Below are 22719 nucleotides of genomic sequence, written 5' to 3'. Positions count from 1 at the left end.
TTATGAAAAAGAAAAGTATAGCACTATTGTTGCTTGCTGCAATGACAATGATATCGTGTGAGGATATTCTCAACATTGACTCACCAACAGATTCTTTGACTGCCGATGTAACATTCAGTACACCAGAAGGTATCCGTACAGCAGCGATGGGGTTCTTCACTAGCAACTATCACACAAACATAATGTACTATCAGGCGCTGGAACTCTATGTCAGCGAGTTCTGCGATGAACTGAAGGCCCGTGATGTCACAATGGCCGAGTATTATCAGTCTTCCTATAGTGCCTCGACGTCGAATATTGAGAGCATGTGGACAAAACTCTATGAGAGTATCTATATTTCCAACGACTTCCTTATTCATGTGGAGGGTTCGACTGTTATTCCTCAGAAGGAGTTGGATATCTACCAAGGTGAGGCACTCTTCTTCCGTGCTTTAGATTACTTTTATTTGGTGAATCTCTTCGGTGATGTGCCTTTGTTGACAACCAGCGATGTGAGCGTGACGAGTGCGGCAGGACGAACACCGAAGGCCGAGGTCTACCAGCAGATTATTACCGACTTGCAGAATGCCCAGCGTATGTTACAGGGCTCGACCAATGGCAATACCCGCATCACGGTAGATGCGGCCACAGCCTTGTTGGCACGTGTCTATCTTTATCTTGAACAATGGGATAAGGCCATTGCAGAGGCAAATCGTATCCTGCCTGTCGTCGATGGTGGACAGAGTAATAAGTATCAGTTGGAAACGATTGATCGTGTGTTTAAGTCAAATAGTAGTGAGACGATTATGCAGTCTAATCAAGAGGGCTTCAGTGGTACGGGAAGCTATATCGGATATACCAGCATTGGTAATCTCTTTCTGCCTAATCCGCGAGTCACCTATACTAATTACTATTTCAGTGATGAGCTGGTGAATGATTTACGCTCGGTGCCCGAGGATCTGCGAAATGATTGGATAGGCGAGTTGCCGGGCAGTGGTGGTGTCATCTATTATTACCCCTATAAGTATAAGAACCTGAATACTCCAGGTTCTTCCGCAGACTATGAGTCTTATGTCATTCTGCGCCTGGCTGAAGAGTATCTTATTCGTGCTGAGGCTAACGCTCATCTTGGTAAGACCGGGGCTGCCATTAGTGATATCAACAGAATCCGTAAGCGTGCGGCCCTCTCCGACTATACGGGAGGCACATCGCAGAATGATGTACTGAAGGAAATTGAGGTACAACGCCGCAAGGAGTTTTTCCACGAACAGGGTCACCGTTGGTTTGATCTGAACCGTACAGGTCGTACCGATGAGGTGTGCAGGAACATCGGATACAAAAAGGCCAACTGGAAAGCGTATAAGTCGCTGTTGCCTATCCCCGAGCATCAGATAGGACGCAATCGTAACCTGACTCAGAATCCTGGTTATGAGGATATATAAAATGGTCATTTCTAGGTATTTCGCATGTCATATATTATCTGTACCTTTGCAACCGCGAAAGCGCATTGTGTAGTTATATATAAATAAGGTATAAAAGATTATGAAGATTGAAAAGATTCATGCAAGAGAAATCCTCGACTCAAGAGGTAATCCGACTGTCGAAGTAGAAGTAACACTTGAGAATGGTGTGATGGGCCGGGCCGCCGTGCCTTCTGGCGCATCAACAGGTGAGAACGAGGCTTTGGAGCTTCGTGATGGTGACAAAGGACGCTATCTTGGAAAGGGTGTACTGAAGGCTGTCGAGAATGTGAACACGGTGATTGCACCTGCTCTGAAGGGCGATTGTGTATTGGAGCAGCGTGCCATCGACTATAAGATGCTGGCTATCGATGGTACACCTACGAAGTCGAAGCTGGGGGCCAATGCCATTCTTGGCGTGTCACTGGCTTGTGCTCAGGCAGCTGCTCAGGCATTGAATATCCCCCTTTATAGGTATATTGGTGGCTGCAACGCCTATACGCTTCCTGTTCCAATGATGAACATCGTAAATGGTGGCGCTCACTCTGCAGCTCCCATCGCATTTCAGGAGTTCATGATTCGTCCGGTAGGAGCTAGCACAGAGAAAGAGGCTATCCGTATGGGTGCTGAGGTTTTCCACAATCTGGCTAAGTTACTAAAGGCTCGTGGTCTCTCTACTGCCGTGGGCGATGAAGGTGGCTACGCTCCTAACTTCGATGGCATTGAGGATGCGCTTGACACCATCGTCGAGGCTATTAAGAAAGCAGGATACGAGCCGGGCAAAGATGTGAAGATTGCCATGGACTGTGCTGCTTCAGAGTTTGCTACCTGTGAGGATGGCAAGTGGTTCTACGACTATCGCCAACTGAAGAATGGTGCCAAGAAGGATCCTAACGGCAAGAAGCTCTCTGCCGATGAACAGATTGCCTATCTGGAGCAACTTATTACAAAGTATCCTATTGATAGTATTGAGGACGGTCTTGACGAGAACGACTGGGACAACTGGGTGAAGCTGACAGAGAAGATCGGCGACCGTTGTCAGTTGGTGGGGGATGATCTGTTTGTAACCAACACCAAATTTCTGGAGAAAGGTATCAAGATGGGGGCAGCCAACTCTATTCTGATCAAAGTGAATCAGATTGGTTCGCTCACGGAGACACTGGAGGCTATTGAGATGGCTCACCGTCATGGTTACACCACAGTGACCTCTCACCGTTCTGGCGAGACAGAAGATACCACGATTGCTGATATCGCTGTGGCCACCAATAGTGGTCAGATTAAGACAGGTTCGTTGAGTCGTACAGACCGTATGGCCAAGTATAACCAGTTGATCCGTATCGAGGAGGAGCTTGGTGAGCAGGCTACCTATGGTTATCAGCGTCTGAAGTAGAATAAGATATAAACAACTTTTTTTGTATAAATCATTGACAATGAAAAATGCGGATAGGCTGTGAAGTCTGTCCGCATTTATTATTGAATGATAAAGGATGTTAGAACTTAGGCAAGGTAGGAATGTCAACCGCCTTCACGGCCATGCATTCCATCTCAATGAGCCAACCGGGACGACATACGGGTGCGTGGACGATGACGTAGGGCGTGCCATGGAACCGCTCCTCGAAGAGTGCCTTCACCACTTGGTAGTCTGCCGTGTCACGTAGGTAGACCACCATCTCGCTCACCTCCTCGAAGGTGCAATCAGCCTCGGCCAACAGGGCCTCCACATTCTCCCACATTCGGCGGGTCTGCTTCACGATATCCTTCGGGTACATGATCTCGCCTTTGTTGTTGATGCTTGCCGTACCAGAGATAAAGACCTGTCGGCGGTCGGCATAGTCGATATAGGTGCCGCGCTCAAACGACACTCCATAGTCGCTGGTGCGGTTCAGATGCGTGGATGCATAGAGAAAATGACGCTGCTCGGGTTGCAGTCCGGCGATGGCGTAGTTGTCCATCTGCGAGAGCACGTTCGGATCCTGTTGACGTCCGCCGATGCCTGTTGACGAGATAAAGTGCGTGTTCACTGTCAGTCCCTGCGTGAAGAAGAACTGGTTGCGTGCGCGCACCACACCGCCGTAGTTCAGGTCGATATCGTTGACGAAGAACCATGTGCGGATACAGTTGTCTTTCAGCGTGCACCCCTCTTGTAGCAGTTGCATGTTATATTCATTGAACAGCAGTCGGGTCTGATACTCCGAGTTGGCAGCCATGTTATGGGCGCTACCGTTCCACAGGTGTCGGAAGTCTCCATGCTTAACCTCATAGAGCCCGCTCTCTCCGATGCAAGTCTGCACACCCGTCATCAAGTATACCCACAGTGCGATCTTCGTCCCGTCGAGGGGAGCCTGTTCGATGATACTTTTGGCACAGTCAGTCACGTCACCGATGATCACAGCATCGGCCTGATTGGCTGCGTCGCTGAGGAAATAGCGTTTAAACACAGCCTGTGCGCCCTTCATGGGTCCGTCAAGTAGTTGACTATAAGCATTGAATATCGCCTCCAATTGTTCGCTGAATGGCAAACATGGTGAGCTCACGTGTATCATCGCATGATACTCCTTTACCTCTGTCCCGTTGTCGAAACAGAAGATATCGGTCGTCGTATGCTTATCAGTGATATGAGTTAGGTTTTGATTCATTGTTTTGTCTTTGGGGTGCAAAATTAATAAAAAAAGAGGGAATATACAAATTTTATTTGTACTTTTCAGTTTGTGCATCGTTTGTGATGCTTATGGCGGACCGATATGACAAGCGGTAGGGCGAGAAAAAGAGCGATGAGTACAATCAGGTAAGGCGAGGTCAGACTGACCTTCCGACCGTTGCCTCCATACTGGCATTGGTACTGTATCATGCGGTCGATGCACTGGTCGGCATATTCCCAGTTACCTGCCTGTACCTCTCTGTTGAGGCGAGCAAACACCTCGTGCATGTACTTCCTGTGCTCCATACCCACTGTCTCTGGAATCGAGTCGGTGGGTGCATACCATACGGTCTGTCCGTTGGCGCTCAAGTGGGGGAACACCCGCAGTGTCCGTCCGCTGTGCAGTTCTTCCACGAGCATCTGTCCCTGTGCGTTGCCATAGAGCAGAGGTTCCCCAAGCCAGTCGTCGTAGAAGAAGACGAGTCCTGAGAACACCTGCTCGGCTGTATAGTCGCCATATCTTGTCTCGCCACATAGCATCGTGGTGAGATGTTCTGCGTACAGACTCAGAGGGTAGATGCTGCCCTTGCCATCGTTGACGAGCAGGCGGCAGAACCGTTTTGCTTGTTCCTTAGGCATGACCCTTGGTGCTGCATTCATGACAACTGACCCTGCTAGAAGCAGGGCCAGTATCAGGAAATGTCGTATGATGTGTGTCTGTGTGTGCATATCAGATCGACTCGAGGAATTTCACGACCGCGTCGCGGTCGGCCTTAGGTAGGTTATAGAACTTCTCCGTTGCTCGATAGGCATCCGATTGCTTGCTGTAGCCGTGCCACATGATTGCCTCGATAAGTGTGCGTGCCCGACAGTCGTGCAGACGGTCGTCGGCACCAGTTAACTGGCGTGACAGTCCACGTCCCCAGAGTGGAGTCGTACGGCACCAGCCCGTTCGTATATCGTTTTTCATGAATAGTCGGTGCTGTACCATGTCGGTGTATGGCCAGATGGTCTGGTTTGCATATTTCGGCAGTAGCTTGGTGTAGTCGCCATCCTTCGCCAGACGGTTTGCATCGGCATACGCCTTGATGCTCGCATCTACCCACATGTTGTCGGCCCCCGTTTTCCAGGACGGGCGATGGCACTGGGCGCAGCCTATCTCCGAGAATAGTTTCTTGCCTCGTTTCACGGCCTCGTTGTTCAGGTTGCGTGCAGCAGGCACAGCCAGTCCGCGATGCCATACCATGAACTGATAATACTGCTTGTCGTTCATCTCTTCCTCACCGTTATAGGGCGCTCCGTTGAGCAAGAATTTCTCAAAGGTGTCTTTGAAACCAATCGACGAGGCACTCAGAATCTCGTAGATACGAGCAGAGATGCCCTCATCGGTGCCGTCGGCATAGTAGGGGTGCAACATACTCACCATAGGCTCACCATGCTCCTTGATATACTTAATCACCTCAGGATCCTCGCTCTGAGCCTTTGCCCATGCGGCGGTGGTGTAGAGCCAGTGGCGGTCGCTGCGTGTCACGTTCGTGATGTTCCAGATGGCGTTGGCCCCGGCACCGTCCTGCAGTGTGCCGCGTGTCATGGCATAAGTGAAGCGCTTCAGTGGTCCGCGTGTGCCATGGAATGAACCAGTGTTGTTGTAGGGCGCACTGTAATAGGCCGAGGCTTTGAAGGTACCTGCCTCCTTGTCCCACATGGCGGGGTTCAGTTCGACGAAGCGCGACTCTGATTTCCATTGTGCCTCTATATCCTCGTCGGCGATAGCGTCGAGCAATCCTGTGCCGTAGACACCGATGGTAGACTCCAAGCGCACATCGTAGTTCACGGGCTTAGGGTCGGTATTGAAGGCCGACTGCGGTATGCGCACCTCTGGGTATATCAGTTCGTAGCTCTCACCATCGGGGAAGGTCATGGCTAGTCCGCTTTCCATCTCGTTGACTGTCTTCCAGTCTATCTGTATCTGACTCTCGTCAATCGGTGCCTTAAACGGACTCATGGCCGCCGTCTGCGGCATGCCCGTCACCTCCGATATATAAGCGTTGTTGTCGGGATGGTAGATCACGAGCAGATAACCGTTGCCGATGGTGTTGGCACGATATTCTGTCTGGCGCTTGCCGTGGCCGTAGTTTGGGTGACAGGCGATACAGCTATTACGCACCCAGGCCGGACCGAGTCCTTTACGTGGTGCTACATCGAAGGTGTACAGATGCTCGAAGAAGTCCTCGCCCGTGTTGAAGTCACTCTCCATACCTCTGATGTTTTCTACGGCAGGTGCAGGTGCCGAGTAGCTTGCCTTCGTGGTCGTTCCCAGTTCTCCGCCAGGGAACCACTCCTCGGCGCTGAAAGTGTCGTTGGCCTTACCGAACTCCACATCCTCGGGCACCAATGGCCCTAGCTCGGTACCGTTGTCATCGTCGGTGCAGCTTGTCATGGTGAATATCGCCACCATAGTCATTAGGGCCAGTCTGGTAAATCTTAGATCTCTTTTCATAAAGTTTGTCTCGTTTTTTATTTTAACCGTGAAAGCGTCTCACCCTTTCAGGTGAGGCGCTTCGTGATATTTCATGCTTAGTGGTTTACTCCTCTACTTCCCAGTCCTCGTCGTCCTCGAAGGCGATGCCCCAGATGGAGCTGCAGTACTTCACGAACGGTGACGGCATGTTGCTGATAGCCTCGATGGCACCTACATATGCGTTTTCCACCTTCTGGTTGGTCGTCTCATTCTTCACGCTGGCGAAGAAGGTGTGGAAACTGTAGTCGTTGGCAGTCTTGTCGGTCGATCCCAGCCAGATGTTACGGATGGAACGGATATTATCGCGGAAGTCAGTGATAGAGTTGTAGCTATATGGTGACTCTACATATGAGATGTCACCGGCAGCAAACGGATTGGCGATCTTCGCTGTGCCCACCTCATTGGCGATGCCCACACAACTGCCCTCATCGTCGGAGAGAACCTGAGCGATGGCAGCCTTCAGAGTGGGGAAGGTGCTCTTGCTTCCTTCGAGACCGGCAGTGATCAGGTTGTCGCCGAATGACAGACCCGCCTCGGTGGTGTAATCGAGATTGGCAGCCTTGACGACGGCCACACGACTAGCGTTGGCACTGGTCTCGCCCTCCCAAGCCACCTGTAGCTGGAAGGTGCGCTGCTTCAGCAGGGTGCAGATAGTCTGTGCGTAGGCCAGTTCCTTGGCGCCGCTGATCTTCTCGAAGTTCTTATAAGTATCGTTAGCCTGTAGCTCGGCAACCTTACGAGGCTGTCCGTCGCGGAACAGGATAAACTCCAGCGCGTGGAACCCCAGGATGGTAGCATCCTCGAGCATCTCGTCGTTCATGCCGTTGTTGAAGTAGCTCAACAGCAGAGAGCGGTTCAGTGGCCATGAGTCAATGGTCGGGTCGATGTCGAAGTCGCCTGCAGCACCCATGAGGAATGCCTCACTACGCTCCCAGTATTTACGAGCCTCCTTGAAGTCTTCGCAGGCTGCATTGATCTGATCCTGGGTGATCGTGTTCACGGTCAGACCGTTCAGTGTGCTCTCCAACTTCTCCGTCTCATTAGCGAGTTGTGTGTAGGTCGGTACGATCACGTTGTCTACAAGGTTCTTCAGCACCTTGTAGAGATACTCCTCCTGCGCCTCCGACAGATGTGACTGCTGGATGACTGCATTGGCTGCAGTCAGCTGATCCACGAGGTCGCCACAGTTGTCGATGGCATCTTCACCGAAAGATTTCTTCGCGTAGTTCTCGGCCGTCGTATTGGCCGTGTAGGCATCCTGATCGACAACAGGTGTTGTCTTGACCAGTTCAAACGTTGTCTCCTCATTCTCATTCTTGTCATCATCATCGCATGATGTCAGTGTCAGTGCGCCCATGATCAGTGCAACCGACAGGAATTTCAATTCTTTCATTTCTTTTTATTTTTTAATGTCAGATATCATAAGAACCATCCCTCATACGTCACGGCGATATTCACTGCCGGCTCGTTGTTGTAGAGACTCTTCAAAAAGCGCTTCGTATATTCTGCCTTGATGGCAATCTGTGGCACAGGGTGGTAGTTCACTCCTGCGGCCATGCGCTTCACTGCCGTGTAGTCGTAGGCCGTACCCTTTGTGTTGCTCGCATAAGGATTGTACTGCTCATAGCGGCCGAATACATACATCTTCTGCTGGTCTGCATGCAACCGCTGTATCTGTGAGAAGATGTCATAGCCAGCCTCGATTCCTACGGCGTAAGCGTTCTTGCTCACAAAGGCCGAGTGCTTGTAGGGCGACTTCGAGTTCAGACGGTTATATACATATTTCAGTTGGTCGGCATCACCCAGATAACCATAGTCTGCCTGTCCGCGTACGATCCAGTTGTGGCCCTTGTAGGTAAAGTCGATAGCCCCTACGGCCACCTTGCCTTTGAACTCCGCATCCACACCGTTGGCATTCCTGGGGTAGCTGTTGCCGATGCTGTGTCCGTAGTAACCGCTCAGACCGATACGTAGTCCTTTTACAGAATAATTATCTATGCGGAGGGCCACACCGTATTTATTCGCTACATCGAATTCCAATGGCGACATATGTCCCTTGTTGATCCAACCCGTGTTTGTGAAGTTGTCTGCATTCAGTCCGGCGAGGAACTGTGCCTCGTAACGGAAGTCACCTGTGCGTCCCCAGAAGCTCACACCCGTCTGGTGCCATGTCGATGGCAGCATCGCACGCTCGCCCTCCGGACGGTATGCTGTGAAGAAGTTCAGTGGTTCATGATACGCATTGGTCAGTCCCACGGGTACCACGATATGTCCGAACCTCAGATGGGCTGCCTTCGAAAACGTCTTCTGTATCCAGAGTTGTTCCATTTCTACCTCACCGCCTTTCTCTGTCTCCTGTTCCCATTCGCCGCCTTCCTCGTCCTCTTTCTCGTAGGCGATACCGGCACCACCATGTTCGAACTCTATCTCTGTGCCGAATGACCATCCCTTACCGAAGTCGTAACCTATGTATATGACGGCATGCGGCATGTCGAACCGTCCGTGGCTCGGGTCGTCCTTATGCGACTCTGGCTGACTGTACCGGCTCACGTGGTCACTAAAAAAGTTGCGGCCATAGACGATCTCGCCATAGCCGCCAACGGAGAGCTTCTTGCTGGATGCGTGTTGCATCACACTATCACCGGCCACTTCCTGTGCCCCTGTGCCTGTCGTGCATAGACAGGCCAGGGCACATATAGATAATCTGCAAAATTGTTTTTTCATTACTTTATGAATCACTTAATTTCCTGAAATCGGCTGCAAAGGTACGGCGATTCGGGGGAACGCGCAATACCTAAAAATGATGAAATAGCCTGAAAACGCCTCTGTGGCCGATGACAAATACGGGGAAAATACCTAGATATGATTATTGTGTATCTCGGAAATAATGTATAATTTTGCAGCCGTAATCATAACTAGGTAGCAGACGATGAAAAATCAGAAAATGTACGAGGCCGATGACAAGATGATCTCGCTTATCCGCGACAACTACGACCTCCTGCAGTCGCTGGGCAGTTTCGGTATCAGTCTGGGCTTCGGCGACAAGACCGTGCAGGAGACCTGTGACGACAATCATGTCGACACCTACACGTTCCTGGCAGTGGTTAACTTCACCATCAATGGGTATGGTGATTTTGAGACCGACGAGCGCATCTCCGTACAAACGCTTCTTCACTATCTTGAGGCCAGTCATGCCTATTTCCTCGACTTCCAGTTGCCCTATATCCGTCGCGAGCTCACCGAGTCGCTCGATGCCAACGATTCCTTGGCGCAGCTGATCCTGAAGTTCTATGATGAGTATGCCCATGAGATACGCCGTCACATGCAGTATGAGCAGAAGACCCTCTTCCCTTATGTCGAGAGTCTGCTCGACGGTCGTCCTGGTAATGATTATAATGTGGAGACTTTTTCGAAGCATCATGGCGCTGCCGATAAGAAACTGCGAGAGCTGAAGCTCCTTATCATCAAGTATCTGCCGTCCGACGGTCTGCACAACAACCAGCTGACAGCTACCCTTCATGATATCTACGACAACGAGGCCTGGCTGCGACAGCATGCTTTGGTCGAGGATCATATTTTCGTGCCGGCTATCCGTCGTTTGGAGCAAACCACCAAACAGAGCGATGTCTCTCGTAATATCTCTGATATGGTGTTCAAGGGTGGAAGCGGTCAGAACAGTGATGCCCTCAGCGACCGAGAGAAAGATGTCGTGGTGTCGTTAGTTCAGGGTATGTCCAACAAGGAGATCGCCGACCATCTGTGTATCTCCATCAATACCGTCATCACTCACCGTCGTAATATCGCCCGTAAGCTGCAGATTCATAGTCCTGCCGGCCTCACCATCTACGCCATCGTCAATGGTCTCGTCGACATCTCCAGCGTCAAGTTGTAGTTTACATAAATGAGTATGACATAAAAGACAATCAATAAAAGAGGGGATGCTGCTCCCGGTGTTATGGGTTAACACCGATGATTGTCGTGTAGCATGGTTTCTTGTTATGAGTCTCGGTGTTGATAAAACCAGCGTCTTTGAGGAAGGCCTCCAGTTGTTCCGACGAATAGACCGTCATGCCATCCACAACGTTGGTCCACACGGAATCGGCATCAACGGCTTCCACCATGATGACGAACTTACCACCATGTTTCAGAACGCGTTTTACCTCTTGTGTGCACTGGGGCATGTTCTGCCAGAAATACACCGTCTCGACAGCGGTGACAAGGTCGAAATGCTCGTTCTCATAAGGCAGGCTCTCTGCAGACCCTTGACAGATAAATGCTTGTTTGTCAAGTACGTCGGCATTTACCTTCTTGGCCTTTGCTACACTCTCCTCAGAGATGTCGAGACCATAGACCTTGCTGTCCTTGCTTCGTTTCAACAGCCTTTGCAGTGTGGCTCCTCCGCCACAGCCGATGTCAAGCATCGTCCATCCGTCCTGGATGTCTGCGAGATCCAGTCCCCAGTTTGTCAGCGGTGCATGACTAAAGTTCATTAATTGCAGAATGATGCGCCCCATCCGTCCTTTCGGATGAGCGCAATTGGTGAAAATCTTGGTAAACAATCCCATTCCTTAGTGCTTGTACTTATTTGATATGGTGCCATCACAGTACCGACGAAGAGCCTCGTTGTGTCCTGCGAAAAGGCGGTGCAAAGGTACTGCTATTAGATGACTCCCGCAATACCTAAAAATGGGTGTTTTCAGACGGGTCTTTCTGTGTTTTTTCATCCTCTATCCCGATACTATCTGCATATAAAGTATGACAAAAAAAGGGGGCGCCGCCGCGCCCCTACGTTGTCAACTTCAATTGGAAAACACGCTGCAAAGTATTCGGTTTTACCTATGGATAATGGGAAAAACCACCGAATGCATATGGTTGATTATACCAGTCTTTTATTCTTGAGTCGTTGCTAATGCTTTTCTTATCCTCTGCAAAAGTAAGGAGTTTATTTTGACTATACAAGCCCTGACGGTCAATTTCATAACCATTGGGTATGCCCTTCCCGTAAGGGACTTCGTCTGATACTCATTACAAGCTAACTATACATGATTATCTTGTCGCTTTCATACTAAAGTATCATCATCTTGTTTAACTATCTGGACGGCGGTTTACAACGTAACATGACGCTTCTGATGGAAGTGGCACAGGCTTTCCTGACAGTAAAACAAGTTGTTTTACTGTTGAAGGGATGCCTCCTTCGACTCATAGAGATACCTTCTATGAAGGTAAAACAAGTTGTTTTACTTTTACGTTCTACCTTTCTTTCTTCGTAAGGGCCTATCCCTTTGTGGGATGCCGATGTTTGTTTTCATCAAGGATGTGCTTTGTTGTTCGCATCAGATATAATACTTTCTTTGCAATCTCTTCATCATTCTTTTTCTTTCACGTAAATTTTATCCCGTTTTTCTTGCGTATTCTGCTGATATACGTATATTTGCAGTGTTGTTAACATAATAATTGGTTTTTGTTATATAAGAAGTTGACAGTTTATTGGGGTGCGGCGGCGCCCCATTTTTTGAGGGCCTGTTTTCATGAAACAATTGGTGTTTTTACTCGAAAAGACTCAAATCTATTAGACTGATCCTTCGATTTACGTATCTTTGTCGTCCAGACGAAAAAAAGGAAACCTGTTCCTTTGTTCTGCACTTGTTTTTTTGTATCTTCGCAGACAAGAAATACCTATAACAATGAAACAGATAACTAACCGTATCCTGATCCTAACGATGATGGGACTGATGTGGGCATGGCAGCGCATGGCACAGGAGCCCCCGATGGTGATTACCGCTTATGTGACCTCGTGGACTGACGAGGTGCCAGACCCTAACGTGATGACTCACATCAACTACTCGTTCGGCCATGTGAACAGGGAGTTCAATGGCGTGATTATCAGCAATCCCGACCGTCTGAGAATGATCGTGCAACTGAAACAGCAGAACCCGAAATTGAAGGTGTGTCTGTCAATAGGCGGATGGGGCAGCGGACGGTTCAGTGAGATGGCAGCCTCGAAGGAGAACAGAGAGGCATTTGCCAATGACTGCAGACGGGTGGTGGAGGAATACGGGCTCGACGGCATCGACATCGACTGGGAATATCCCACCCAGAGTACGGCCAACATCTCCTCGTCGCCTGACGACACGGCTAACTTCACGCTGCTGATGCGTGACCTGCGGAGCGTACTCGGACAAGAGAGACTGTTGACGGCAGCGACGGTCTGCGATGCCTTGTATATCGACTTCAAGGGGTGTATCGACTATCTGGATATGGTGAACGTGATGGCTTACGATATGAGCGATGATGCCAGTGCACACCATGCGGCACTCTATCCCTCGGCGATATCGGGCGACTGTACCTCGAGCGAGGCGGTGGAAGCCCACTTGAAGGCCGGTGTGCCCAAGGAGAAGCTGGTGATGGGCATGCCCTTCTACGGCAAGGGTGACAGGAAAGATACCGGCATAAGGGAGTTCTGGAGGACGGGTGTGCTGCCTCTGGGCTATGAACGTCGGTGGAGCGAGGAGAGTCAGGTGCCGTATGTGGTCAACGAGTCGGGGAAGTTCGTGTGGGGCGGCGAGAACGTGGAGTCGCTGACTGCGAAGTGCCAGTATATCCTTGACCATGGTCTCAGGGGTGGCATGTACTGGGATTACGCCAGCGACACACCTGACCATGCGTTCAGTCAGACACTTTACCGTATGCTGCTGAATAGATAGAGACAAAAATCCTTCGCTTTACAGATCCAAGGGTTTGCCCGCCGATACGAATCTGCAGGATATTGTAATATCTGTATGCGGAATACTTGGGGGGAACTTGTGGGGGCATAATATAAAGGGGGCGCTTGTTGGCGCCCCCAGAACTTAGTAAAGAATGACGGCATCACTGCCACTGAAAAGGATAATTTAAGGCTTGATCGTTCGCTGGGAGCGTGTCCAGTCGAAAAGGCGCTCCATGAGTCCGACCGACTCCTGATTGGGGTTGGCGATGAGGGTGGCGCCGTTCCTGAACTGCATCACGCACTCCTCTTTGGGATCGAGGCTGAAGGCGGGCCAGTATGGCAGTCCTTTGCCGTTGGGGTTCATGTGCTTCGCGAAGTTCGTCCAGTACTGCTGTATCATCTCAGAGACAGCATATTCGTGAGGGTACTTCTCGGGCTCATCGTCGAAAGCGCCACCCACATAGAGACAGTCGTCGGCATGGGCGGCGCCGCGCAGGTTGCCACGGCCCAAGATGGTACGCTCCGACTTCTGGGCGAAGTAGGCATAATAGACGGGACTCTTGCCTGTCTTGGTCTGCATCTTGGCCCAGCTGTCAATGTCGGCGGCATAGTTCAGGTCGCGAACCATGTCGCGGATGGCGAAGAGCGCCTGCTCTTCGTTCTCGGCAGGATAGCAGATGAACATACTGTCGACAAACTGTTCGGGATAGTCTCTGAGCTCCTCCTGATACTCGTCGAGCGTCACACTTTCAATTCCTGCGCCCCCCTCGTCGTTGTTGTACATGACGATCACAGGCACATCGTTATACTCGCCACGCTCATAGAGGTCGAAAAGCTCGGCATTGAGCACATAGCCGTCGAAGACGGGAGTGCAGGGAGGGTAGACGCCTTCGCCTGTGAGCGAACGACTATCCATCTGGCGCAACTCCTCGACAGACTTCTTGCCCAACCGCTCCTGGTATTTCACGCCCCATGTCTCGGCATCTCTCTGGGTGAGGGGGTGCATGGGCGTGAAGAAAGCGCCGCTGTGACTGATACAGGCGCGGAAGAGGCCCTTGGCGAGGGGGGAGGCACAGAGGATGTTACAGCTCATGCCACCCGACGACTCACCAAAGATCGTCACTTTTGAAGGATCGCCGCCGAAGTTCTTGATGTTACGCTGTATCCACTGCAGCGCGTAGATCTGGTCGAGAATGCCGTAGTTGCCAGAATGACCGTCGGGCGACTCCTTCGAGAGCTCAGGATGAGCGAGGAAGCCAAGGGCGCCGACACGATACGCAATGGATACGGTGATGACACCACGACGGGCCAGGTTCTGCCACAGAGTAGCACTATAGTGCTCAGTCATGAAGCCCCCGCCATGGATATACACCATCACGGGCAGGGCCTCGTCGACCGTCTTGGCGGGAGTGACGACACTGAGGTAGAGGCAGTCCTCGCTCATCATGTCGTAACTCACGTCGCCACGTTCAGGCTGTGGGGGCCACTTGGCACACTCCTCAGCCTTCAGCACGCCCTTCCAGGGCTTGGCGGGCTGTGGTGCCTTCCAGCGCAGATCGCCCACAGGAGGCGCAGCGAAAGGAATGGCTTTGTAAACAGCGAGGTCCGTACCTTCGAGTACACCCTCCAGATCACCTGTCTCCACATGGGTCTTCAGTAGCGGCTGGGCTTGAACGGTCATCGCACCCAACAGTCCGCAAATAGCAATGAATTGTTTCTTGTTCATGTTGCTTATCATTTTAATAATATCGTTTATACTTCTCTCTGCTTAACGTCATAGGCAGAATATCACGACGAATCCATCAAACGCCGTACCAGAAGTGTAACGTACTGATAATCAATATGCTGTTAAATCGACGAACCAACGCCATGTCCAGAAATTAGACACTCCTTGTCTAACTTCTGGACATACCACAGGATTGATACGATGATATGAGCCGACAGATAAATTGAGAAACGCAAAAAACAATAATTGTCTTGTCTACCTCTTGGGGAGGCACTTGTCAATGAGGTGGTGGGAGATGATGCCAAGCAGTGTGCAGAGGAGCATGAGCCCAAGGGTGATGGCATCGTGCCATGGGGCGGGAATGGCGACCAGATGGTGCACGATGGCGTAGAAGAAGATGCCCTGGATGAGGAAAATCTCCAGACTGGCATTGCCCACTCGCGCCATGATGCCGTTCAAGGGCTTGGTGATCCTGCAGAGGAGGATCAGACCGTAGACAAAGACTGGCAGCAGGAAGGCAAGGGAGAGGTATTTGTAGTTGTATATGTCGTGATGTCGGGGGAAGAGCACAAGGAAGAAGGGAATGCCGATGAACATGATGATATAGAAGTATCTGATCGGCGCCTTGGTCTTCAGCCAGTAGGCACAGGTCATGCCGAACAGGAAGGCGGGAATCCTGTAAAGCAGGAAGAAATGGGGCTCCTTCTCGTAAATCAATTCTCTGTCGACAAGCAGGTAGGCGACAAGGTAAATGGCGATGACGGTCAGCGAGAGGATGACGGCCCAGCCTTTCTTGTCGAAAAGGACCTTCAGACAAGGTGACAGGAGATAGAGCAGGACGAGTGAAGGGATATACCAGTCGCAATACAGGCTGTCAGTCCAGAACCCCAGTGTGGTGTAGCGGAACAGGTAGTCGATGATACCATCGTTGAAGACAAAGAAACTGTAGAAGGCACCAATGATGTAATAGGCGGGGAAGATACGCAGCCATCTTCTCTTATAGTATGAGCGCAGGCTGGTGCTTTTCTCCAGTGCAAAGAAGAGACCATATCCAGAGACAAAGAGGAAGATGTCGACACCTATGATGCCGTACTGGGCAACGAAGCCCAACGGCTTCAGTTGGATAAAGGTGAAATGCAGCATCATCACCCATACGATGGCCCATCCCATCAACTCCGAACGGTAGCGGGAGATGTCGTGGTAGTCGTTCATGACGACATGCTTTCTCAGTAGACCAAAGATGGATGCGATCATGCGGCACTTGTTAATTGAATATCTTTCTCTTCAGCAGCACATCCCAGTTGCTGACCCTGAAGTCATGGGGTAGTGGGCGAAGGACATGTCTGGAATAGAGCACCTGGTGCGTGTTGTTGAACTGATGCTCATGCACAGGGTGATAGCCCGCCGTGTGGAGGATGCTGTCTGTCAGTGCCAGAGGCTGCGAGAAGTCGGACACCAGAATGAAGTCGGCTGTCCCCTTCCTGACCCCGTCCAACTGTGAGCCGAGCATCTCCTGGGTCGCACCCATCTGGGATGACCAGTACCGTGTTCCTGGTAGGGCGTCGACGGGGGTGCCGATGCCTTTCTCCATGCTGGTGTAGTAGATGATGGTAGGCTTCTTAACCTGAGACATGTAATAGGCTGCCTCATAGTACCACTGGCGACCGTCGTTGTTCATGAAGAACAGGTCCTGGTTGACATACCCTTGTGTGAACATGTTGGAGAAAAGGGTGTACAGGATGAGGACAGACGAGCTCATACATAGGATTCTGCGTGATGAGGCGGCGTACTTCTCTTGAAGATAGCCCACGGAGCCGATGCACAGCCATATCGGAAAGAACAGGCAGATGCACATGTACTGGATGCGGTAGGAGGAACTGTGGTGGATGGCAATCGCATAGAAGGCGAGGAAGGACAACAGGAAGAAGTACTTGTATCGTCTGACCCTGTGGGCCATCATCAGCGCACCTGCACAACAGACCGTGAAGAGCACGACGTATAGGGGATCGTAGGTGAGGAAGAGCCACTCCTTGACATACATGGATGAGTTGTTGAACGAGTCGATGGTCTGCATCGTGTTCAGGAAATACTCTCGGATGAAGGCATCGAGATTACCTGCGCTCAGCATATAGAGGTAGAAGGGAGCCATGACAAGCAACAGTCCCGCGACAAAAGTCAGGACGGCAAGGAGGATGTTCTTCCGTTCTCGGATGAGGGCATAGAGGACATACAGGGCCAGCAGTCCGAGCATGACGGTGATGTTATACTTGATGAGCAGGGTGGCGGCCATGCTGATACCATAGAGGAAGCAGGTGAGGAAGACATGTCTGTCGCTCTTCCCCTCGTCAGTATACAGGAAACGACACAGATGGTAGAACAGGAGTGCGATGAAGAGATGGGCCCAGTCTTCCGCCCTGATCTCATAATGGTACCACTTACAGAAGAAAGCGGCGATCATCAGGAGTACAACGAAGAACGCGTGCCTCGTGTCCTTGAGGAAGATGAAGGCGGTCTTGTAGACATAGTAGAAGATGAAGGCATATAACACGACACTGAGCCAGAACATACCGAGGTAGTTATGGGGCGAGAGCAGATAGCCTATGCCATAGATAAGCCACAGGAGCGGTCCCTTGCTGTCGGCGAAGTCGACATAGGGAATCATCCCGTTCATCCACGCCTTTCCGCAGGTGAAGAACCAGGCGGTGTCGATGCGGAAGAACAGGTCGTGTGTATACGAGTCGGGAGAGATGATAAACAGCACGCCCAATGCCAGTATGAAGAGTAGGCCGAATAGCTTAAACGGTGATGTCTGCATCGTGGGTCTCTATTTGGGGGTTATACAAAGGGAATGATACGCTGTTGTATGCGCCATCTGATCTTGTCCTTGCTGGCAAGGAAGCAGACGGGGGGCATCAGACAGACGAAGAGCAGGAACCTGTGCCAGGTGGTCTTGTGAATGATGGATAGTGACATGCGGCATACCCTGCTCCAGAACCTGAGCCATTGGGCGACGGACTTGATGTTTGCCAGTTCCACCAGACAACTGAGAAGGTTGACGGCCAGATACTGGCGTTGGTACTTGTTGGCGCCTCCTTTCCTGATGTCGGTCAGGTAGACCCCACTGGTCCACAAGCGTGACGTGAACCATTTCATGCGTGTACTCTTCTTGGGCGAGGTCATCATGCTCCCCTCATTAATATAATAGGTGTATAGGCCCTTGTGGGTGAACGACACGGCCTTGACATGCTTGGCGATGAAGTAGCCCCAGTACATATCCTCTGTGAAATAGCCCTCAGGGAAATAGAGCTTGTGAGTCAGTACGAAGTCTCTCCGGATAAGACGGTTCCATGCTACAGTGGTGATCTCGCTGAGCATGATCCTGTAGATGACTGCTGCGTCGGCAGTGTATTCCGGCATCTCACGCTGGAAACCGTAGGAACTGATGGTACCATCTTCGGCCAGGATATTACCTTGGGCAAAGTCGATGTCGGGGTATTTCCCGAAAAGAGCCAGAAGGCTCTCGATACAGTCGTCGACGATCGTATCGTCGCTGTCGAGGAAAAAGAGATAGTCGCCTGTCGCCGCATCGATGCCCGTATTCCTGGCAGCGGCCAGTCCGCGGTTCTTGGTGTGGTGCAGGAACTTGAAGACGATAGGACCCTGATAGGTCTGGATGTAGTCCTCGGCTATCTGCACACTGTGGTCGTTGCCGCAGTCGTCGACAAGGATACACTCGATATCCTGACAGGTCTGGGCTGTCACGGAATCAAGACATCTGACGAGATAGTTCTCTACGTTGTATACGGGGATGATGATGCTTACCTTCATAGTTTGTGGGTCGTGATTCTGATCATGCGACGGGCAAACATACGCATGCCTGCCGTTAGGATGTATAGCGTGATGAATGTGGTGACGATGAAGAAGAGTAGGGAGACGGTCAGCCATACCACGAGCATGAGCCAGTCGGAACCATCCTGCCAGACGTAGAAGTGCTGATACAATGCCTTGGCGAGACAGGCGAAGACAAGTAGTACGGCGCAGTGGACAACGAACTGGAGATAGTAGGACAGAGGTGATGCTCCCAGTCCTTTACGGAAGGTATAGTAGGGCTTCCATATCAGTACGATGATAATCTGACTGAGGATGCCGCCCAGGAGGATACCGTTCAGTCCCCAGAAATAGCCTAACAGGATGGCGCCTCCCAGATGGATGGCGGCCTCGGCGATGGGTGCCCACACATCCGCGAATAGCTGATAGGCGTTCTTGAAAGAGTCGACGACGGAACGCGTGATGCGGATAAACATCGTTGCCACGAGCAGTAGTAGGGTGGTCTCGCCCAACAGGTATCTGCTGCCGATCCACAGGGTGATGAAGGGACCGATAAAGAGGTACAGTCCATAGCAGGCGATGCCCGCGATCCAGATGCGTGACGTGAACAGTTCCCAGAAGACATCGAGCGTATGTGCTCTGTTCTTCTCCGCCACGAGGTTGCCGATAGAGGCTCCCATTCCCTCGAAGACCACGTTCATGAGGGTGACCACATAGCCGATGAGTATCATGTAGTTACCATAGAAGGTCACCATCGTGAGGGATACGAAGGCATAGATGATCAGAGGGGCTGTCTGCTCGATGACGAACAGAGCGATCTTATGAACGAAGACCTGCTTGGTCTTGACGATCAGTCCGTGGTACTTATGGATCAGGTCCTTCGTGGATGTCTTCTCGGCATAGAGCCACGGATACTCTTTCCGCATGACATAGTTGATGGCGAGGACGGTGGCCACATTGCCAATAAACTCGATGATAATCCATCCCCAGATACCCCAACTGAAGAAGATCAGGACAAAGATCTGCAGCAGGATCTTCACATACCTCAAACCATGAACCCAAGGCATCAGCTTGTAGTTCTTCTGGTCGGCCTGTATCAACACCTGTCGGTAGTTCCACAGATAGCCGAAGATGGAGCCGCTCAGGAAGACGATGTAGGCCACATAGACATAGGCGATGCCACATGCTGTGGAGGGGAAGATAAAAGGAAGGGCGATGATGATCGGGATGCTCAGCAGGCACAACAACAGGGCGATGCGCTTGTATAGGAAACCCTGTACACCGAGGATCTCACGGATGGTGTGACGGTCCTGATCGTGGATAGGCTGATACAGCGATGTCGCCATGGCGATGCCGATGCCCAGTTCCGCGAGATTCAGGAATCCCAGGATATTACCCAGGGTGGTGTTCAGACCGATCACCTCGTCGCCAAGGTGGTCGAGGAAGACCTTACGAGAGTAGAACCCGATCAATACCTGAATCAGGAATAGCAGCAGTGACATCTGACTATTCTGAATGGTCCGTTTTGTACGACTCCCTTCCATCATCTATGAATTGTGCTCCGTATGAATAAAGTCAGTACTCTTCCTGTCCATGTGCAGGATGTTCGTCAGCATCCTGAATACCAGTCCAGGGATGGTGAAGACCTTTGTGATGGTTCGAAGGCGCAACTGACAGGGAAGGGCGATGAACAGGGAAAGGACAAGCAGTCCTAAAAGGAGCCACCATTTCTCGCACCAGACGGGTACCAGCAGCGTCACCAGTATGGAGATGACTGTCAAGAGAACGATCAGAATGGAACGAGGAATCAGGGCCTGTTGGATGGTCTTGTCGATGAAGTTGATGTTGCCATGGAAGATGGCGCGAGGGAGCTTGGGGAGATTGCTGAGCAGACTCTGTACCTGTGCTGTCATCCAGCGCATACGCTGCCGTTGGAAAGTGTCCTGACTATTCACCTTCTCGTCGTAGACATGGATCTCGGGGGCATACTTGATATAGACATCCTGTTGGAGCAGTAGGGCTTCCATCTCACGGTCTTCGCCAGCCGTGGACAACTGGAACACGTTCTGTTTAAACAGATCATAGCTGAAGCACATGCCTGAGCCGATGAGCGCTGACGACAATCCCAGACGGTTGTGGGCTTTGCGGAAGATGGTGTTGTTGATCTCCTCACTGGCTCCGTCGAGCACAGCCACATCGTTGTCAGCGTTCTTGGCACAACGGTGGCACTGGACGGCATCGTAGATCGTGCAGAGCACATTCAGCTTGGAGAGAAAGTCTGGACGTACGATATTATCGGCGTCGAGGATGACAACGTGGTCGAAGTCGCCCTTGACTTCATTGATGGCATACTGCATGGCTTTCGCCTTGGAGCTTTTCTCGAAGGTGGGCGTCAGCAAGGTGATGGGGAGCTTCCCAAGTGCCTCGTTGGTCTCGGGCTGCATGTGATCGGAGATGACAGCCACCGTGTAATGGTCCTGGGGATATTCCTGTTCCAGGAATGTCTCGACGGCGTTGGTGATGACCGCATCTTCCTGATAGGCAGGGAAGAGAATCAGGAATCTGTTCATACGACCACTGAGAGAGGCCGCATGGATGGCCAACTGGTCTTCTTTGTCGTAGAAGAGGGAGATGAAAGTGAAGAATACCACATATGCGACAGACCCTAAGATCAACAACCAGAGGGCGATATCGATGATATGTAGGATTGTCCACATCATTTACGCTTTCCTAACAGTCTGACATTAATTAATCCCCATAGACTCACGAATGGCGAGCGAAGGAAGGTCTTGTCCCACATCTCATCAACCAGATAGTCGGGGGTGGCTAGCGCGAAGAAGAACAGAGCCAGTGCACCTAGTATCCACCATTTGATGACGAGTGTGACGTAGATAAACGGCAGGACGATGCTCATCACCATGATGATGCCCATCAGCGTTGTTCTCGGAACGAGCATCCATTGTATGATCTTGTCCGCGAGGTCATATTGCTTCCTGAAGATCGCGCCTGGCAGGAAGCGGATGTTACGGATGAAATTATGGAGCTGTTGTGAGGCCCAGCGTCCGCGCTGTTCGTTGAGTTTAGCCGTGCTCCGTTTCTTCTCGCCATAGACGTAGATATGGTCGAAATAGTCGATGAAGATCTCCTGACGCAGCAGCAGCGCCTCAAGTTCCTTATCCTCGCCAGAGGTCTTCGTTCGCATGACATTGGTCTTGAACCATGTGAAGTCGTAGGCTGTGCCAGAACCCGCTATGGCGGATGACAGTCCGAGGTTGATATGTCCTTTACGGAAGATGGCGTTGTTAATCTCTTCAAAGATGGCATCCATTCGAGCGGCAGCCGTGTCTCTGTTCCTGGATATACGATGCAGTTGAATAGCTTTAGTAGCTGCTACGTCAAAAGCATTGTTGACATTCTCCAGGAAATCCTGTTCCACGATATTGTCGGCATCCAGTACGAGTGCGATGTCGTAGATCTTGAACTCTGGCAGGTTCAGGATGGCGTATTGCAGGGATTTGGCCTTCGTGCTCTCTTCGAAGTTGGGTGTCAGCAGTGTGATGGGATATTGTGCCAGACGCATGTTGGTCATCTCGTCCTGATGGTCGGAGATCACCGTGACATCGAACATGCGCTGGGGGTAGGCCTGTCCCAGGATGGAGATGACCGTATGCTCAATGACTGCATCTTGCTTGTAGGCAGGGATGAGTACCACGATGCGCTTCTGCTTCTTGGCTTTCTGGAGCACGCTTGTTCGATTGAATAACGATGCAATCGAGAAGATGCCCAGATAGAGTACTGTGCCAGCTGTTGCGATAAACAGAATTCCGTCGATGATGTATAGTAGTTGCCAAAAATCCATAT

At 51.2% G+C, this 22719-nt stretch carries 17 protein-coding genes; 4 read left to right on the top strand and 13 right to left on the bottom strand.

All coding sequences use genetic code 11. The features are described from left to right. The first annotated feature begins 2 nt into the window (after positions 1-2). On the top strand, positions 3-1421 hold the full coding sequence (locus BMY63_RS03080; protein ID WP_091899692.1) for a RagB/SusD family nutrient uptake outer membrane protein: 1419 nt from the start codon (positions 3-5) through the stop codon (positions 1419-1421). Between the two features lie 100 nt (positions 1422-1521). After that, a complete protein-coding gene (gene eno, locus BMY63_RS03075) occupies positions 1522-2829 on the top strand; it encodes a phosphopyruvate hydratase (RefSeq protein ID WP_091899691.1) in 1308 nt (435 codons plus the stop codon). 100 nt (positions 2830-2929) lie between these two features. Here eno and BMY63_RS03070 read toward each other — a convergent pair whose 3' ends face one another. From BMY63_RS03070 to BMY63_RS03050, 5 genes are all read right to left on the bottom strand, one after another. Continuing rightward, a complete protein-coding gene (locus BMY63_RS03070) occupies positions 2930-4075 on the bottom strand; it encodes a Rid family hydrolase (RefSeq protein ID WP_091914644.1) in 1146 nt (381 codons plus the stop codon). 65 nt (positions 4076-4140) lie between these two features. After that, on the bottom strand, positions 4141-4806 hold the full coding sequence (locus tag BMY63_RS03065) for a hypothetical protein (protein WP_091914642.1): 666 nt from the start codon (positions 4804-4806) through the stop codon (positions 4141-4143). A gap of 1 nt (position 4807) precedes the next feature. Then, the gene (locus BMY63_RS03060; protein ID WP_091914640.1) at positions 4808-6577 is read right to left on the bottom strand and encodes a di-heme oxidoredictase family protein; all 1770 of its coding nucleotides are present in this window, start codon (positions 6575-6577) and stop codon (positions 4808-4810) included. Between the two features lie 85 nt (positions 6578-6662). Continuing rightward, positions 6663-7991: an imelysin family protein gene (locus BMY63_RS03055; RefSeq protein WP_091914638.1), complete on the bottom strand. Its 1329-nt coding sequence runs from the start codon at positions 7989-7991 to the stop codon at positions 6663-6665. A 26-nt stretch (positions 7992-8017) separates the two neighbouring features. After that, positions 8018-9322: a hypothetical protein gene (locus tag BMY63_RS03050; RefSeq protein ID WP_091914965.1), complete on the bottom strand. Its 1305-nt coding sequence runs from the start codon at positions 9320-9322 to the stop codon at positions 8018-8020. A 205-nt stretch (positions 9323-9527) separates the two neighbouring features. Between BMY63_RS03050 and BMY63_RS03045 the strand changes: the two genes are divergently transcribed. Next, positions 9528-10490: a LuxR C-terminal-related transcriptional regulator gene (locus tag BMY63_RS03045; RefSeq protein ID WP_091899685.1), complete on the top strand. Its 963-nt coding sequence runs from the start codon at positions 9528-9530 to the stop codon at positions 10488-10490. A gap of 61 nt (positions 10491-10551) precedes the next feature. Here BMY63_RS03045 and BMY63_RS03040 read toward each other — a convergent pair whose 3' ends face one another. Continuing rightward, positions 10552-11163 (bottom strand): class I SAM-dependent methyltransferase, encoded by a 612-nt coding sequence (locus tag BMY63_RS03040; RefSeq protein ID WP_091914636.1) that lies wholly within the window; start codon positions 11161-11163, stop codon positions 10552-10554. A 1119-nt stretch (positions 11164-12282) separates the two neighbouring features. Between BMY63_RS03040 and BMY63_RS03035 the strand changes: the two genes are divergently transcribed. Next, complete coding sequence (locus BMY63_RS03035) at positions 12283-13302, top strand: glycoside hydrolase family 18 protein (RefSeq protein WP_091914634.1); 1020 nt, start codon at positions 12283-12285, stop codon at positions 13300-13302. Positions 13303-13488: 186 nt separating this feature from the next. Here the strand turns inward: BMY63_RS03035 and BMY63_RS03030 are convergent, their stop codons facing one another. The 7 genes from BMY63_RS03030 to BMY63_RS02995 form a co-directional block, all read right to left on the bottom strand. Continuing rightward, complete coding sequence (locus tag BMY63_RS03030) at positions 13489-15030, bottom strand: carboxylesterase/lipase family protein (protein WP_256218911.1); 1542 nt, start codon at positions 15028-15030, stop codon at positions 13489-13491. Positions 15031-15285: 255 nt separating this feature from the next. After that, the gene (locus tag BMY63_RS03025; protein WP_091914632.1) at positions 15286-16284 is read right to left on the bottom strand and encodes an acyltransferase family protein; all 999 of its coding nucleotides are present in this window, start codon (positions 16282-16284) and stop codon (positions 15286-15288) included. 10 nt (positions 16285-16294) lie between these two features. Continuing rightward, positions 16295-17845: a hypothetical protein gene (locus BMY63_RS03020; RefSeq protein WP_091914630.1), complete on the bottom strand. Its 1551-nt coding sequence runs from the start codon at positions 17843-17845 to the stop codon at positions 16295-16297. A 20-nt stretch (positions 17846-17865) separates the two neighbouring features. Beyond that, complete coding sequence (locus BMY63_RS03015) at positions 17866-18858, bottom strand: glycosyltransferase family 2 protein (RefSeq protein WP_177178365.1); 993 nt, start codon at positions 18856-18858, stop codon at positions 17866-17868. Continuing rightward, on the bottom strand, positions 18855-20405 hold the full coding sequence (locus BMY63_RS12275; RefSeq protein WP_177178364.1) for a lipopolysaccharide biosynthesis protein: 1551 nt from the start codon (positions 20403-20405) through the stop codon (positions 18855-18857). The genes BMY63_RS03015 and BMY63_RS12275 overlap by 4 nt, the downstream gene beginning before the upstream one ends. Then, on the bottom strand, positions 20406-21578 hold the full coding sequence (locus BMY63_RS03000) for a glycosyltransferase family 2 protein (protein WP_091899678.1): 1173 nt from the start codon (positions 21576-21578) through the stop codon (positions 20406-20408). It lies immediately after the preceding gene. Then, on the bottom strand, positions 21575-22717 hold the full coding sequence (locus BMY63_RS02995; RefSeq protein ID WP_091899677.1) for a glycosyltransferase family 2 protein: 1143 nt from the start codon (positions 22715-22717) through the stop codon (positions 21575-21577). The genes BMY63_RS03000 and BMY63_RS02995 overlap by 4 nt, the downstream gene beginning before the upstream one ends. Positions 22718-22719: the final 2 nt, after the last annotated feature.

Source organism: Prevotella aff. ruminicola Tc2-24 (genome assembly GCF_900110895.1).
In the GTDB taxonomy this organism is placed as follows: Bacteria; Bacteroidota; Bacteroidia; order Bacteroidales; family Bacteroidaceae; genus Prevotella.
The sequence above is the reverse complement of the archived record's forward strand: the minus strand, read 5'-3'. Positions and strand labels throughout refer to the sequence as shown.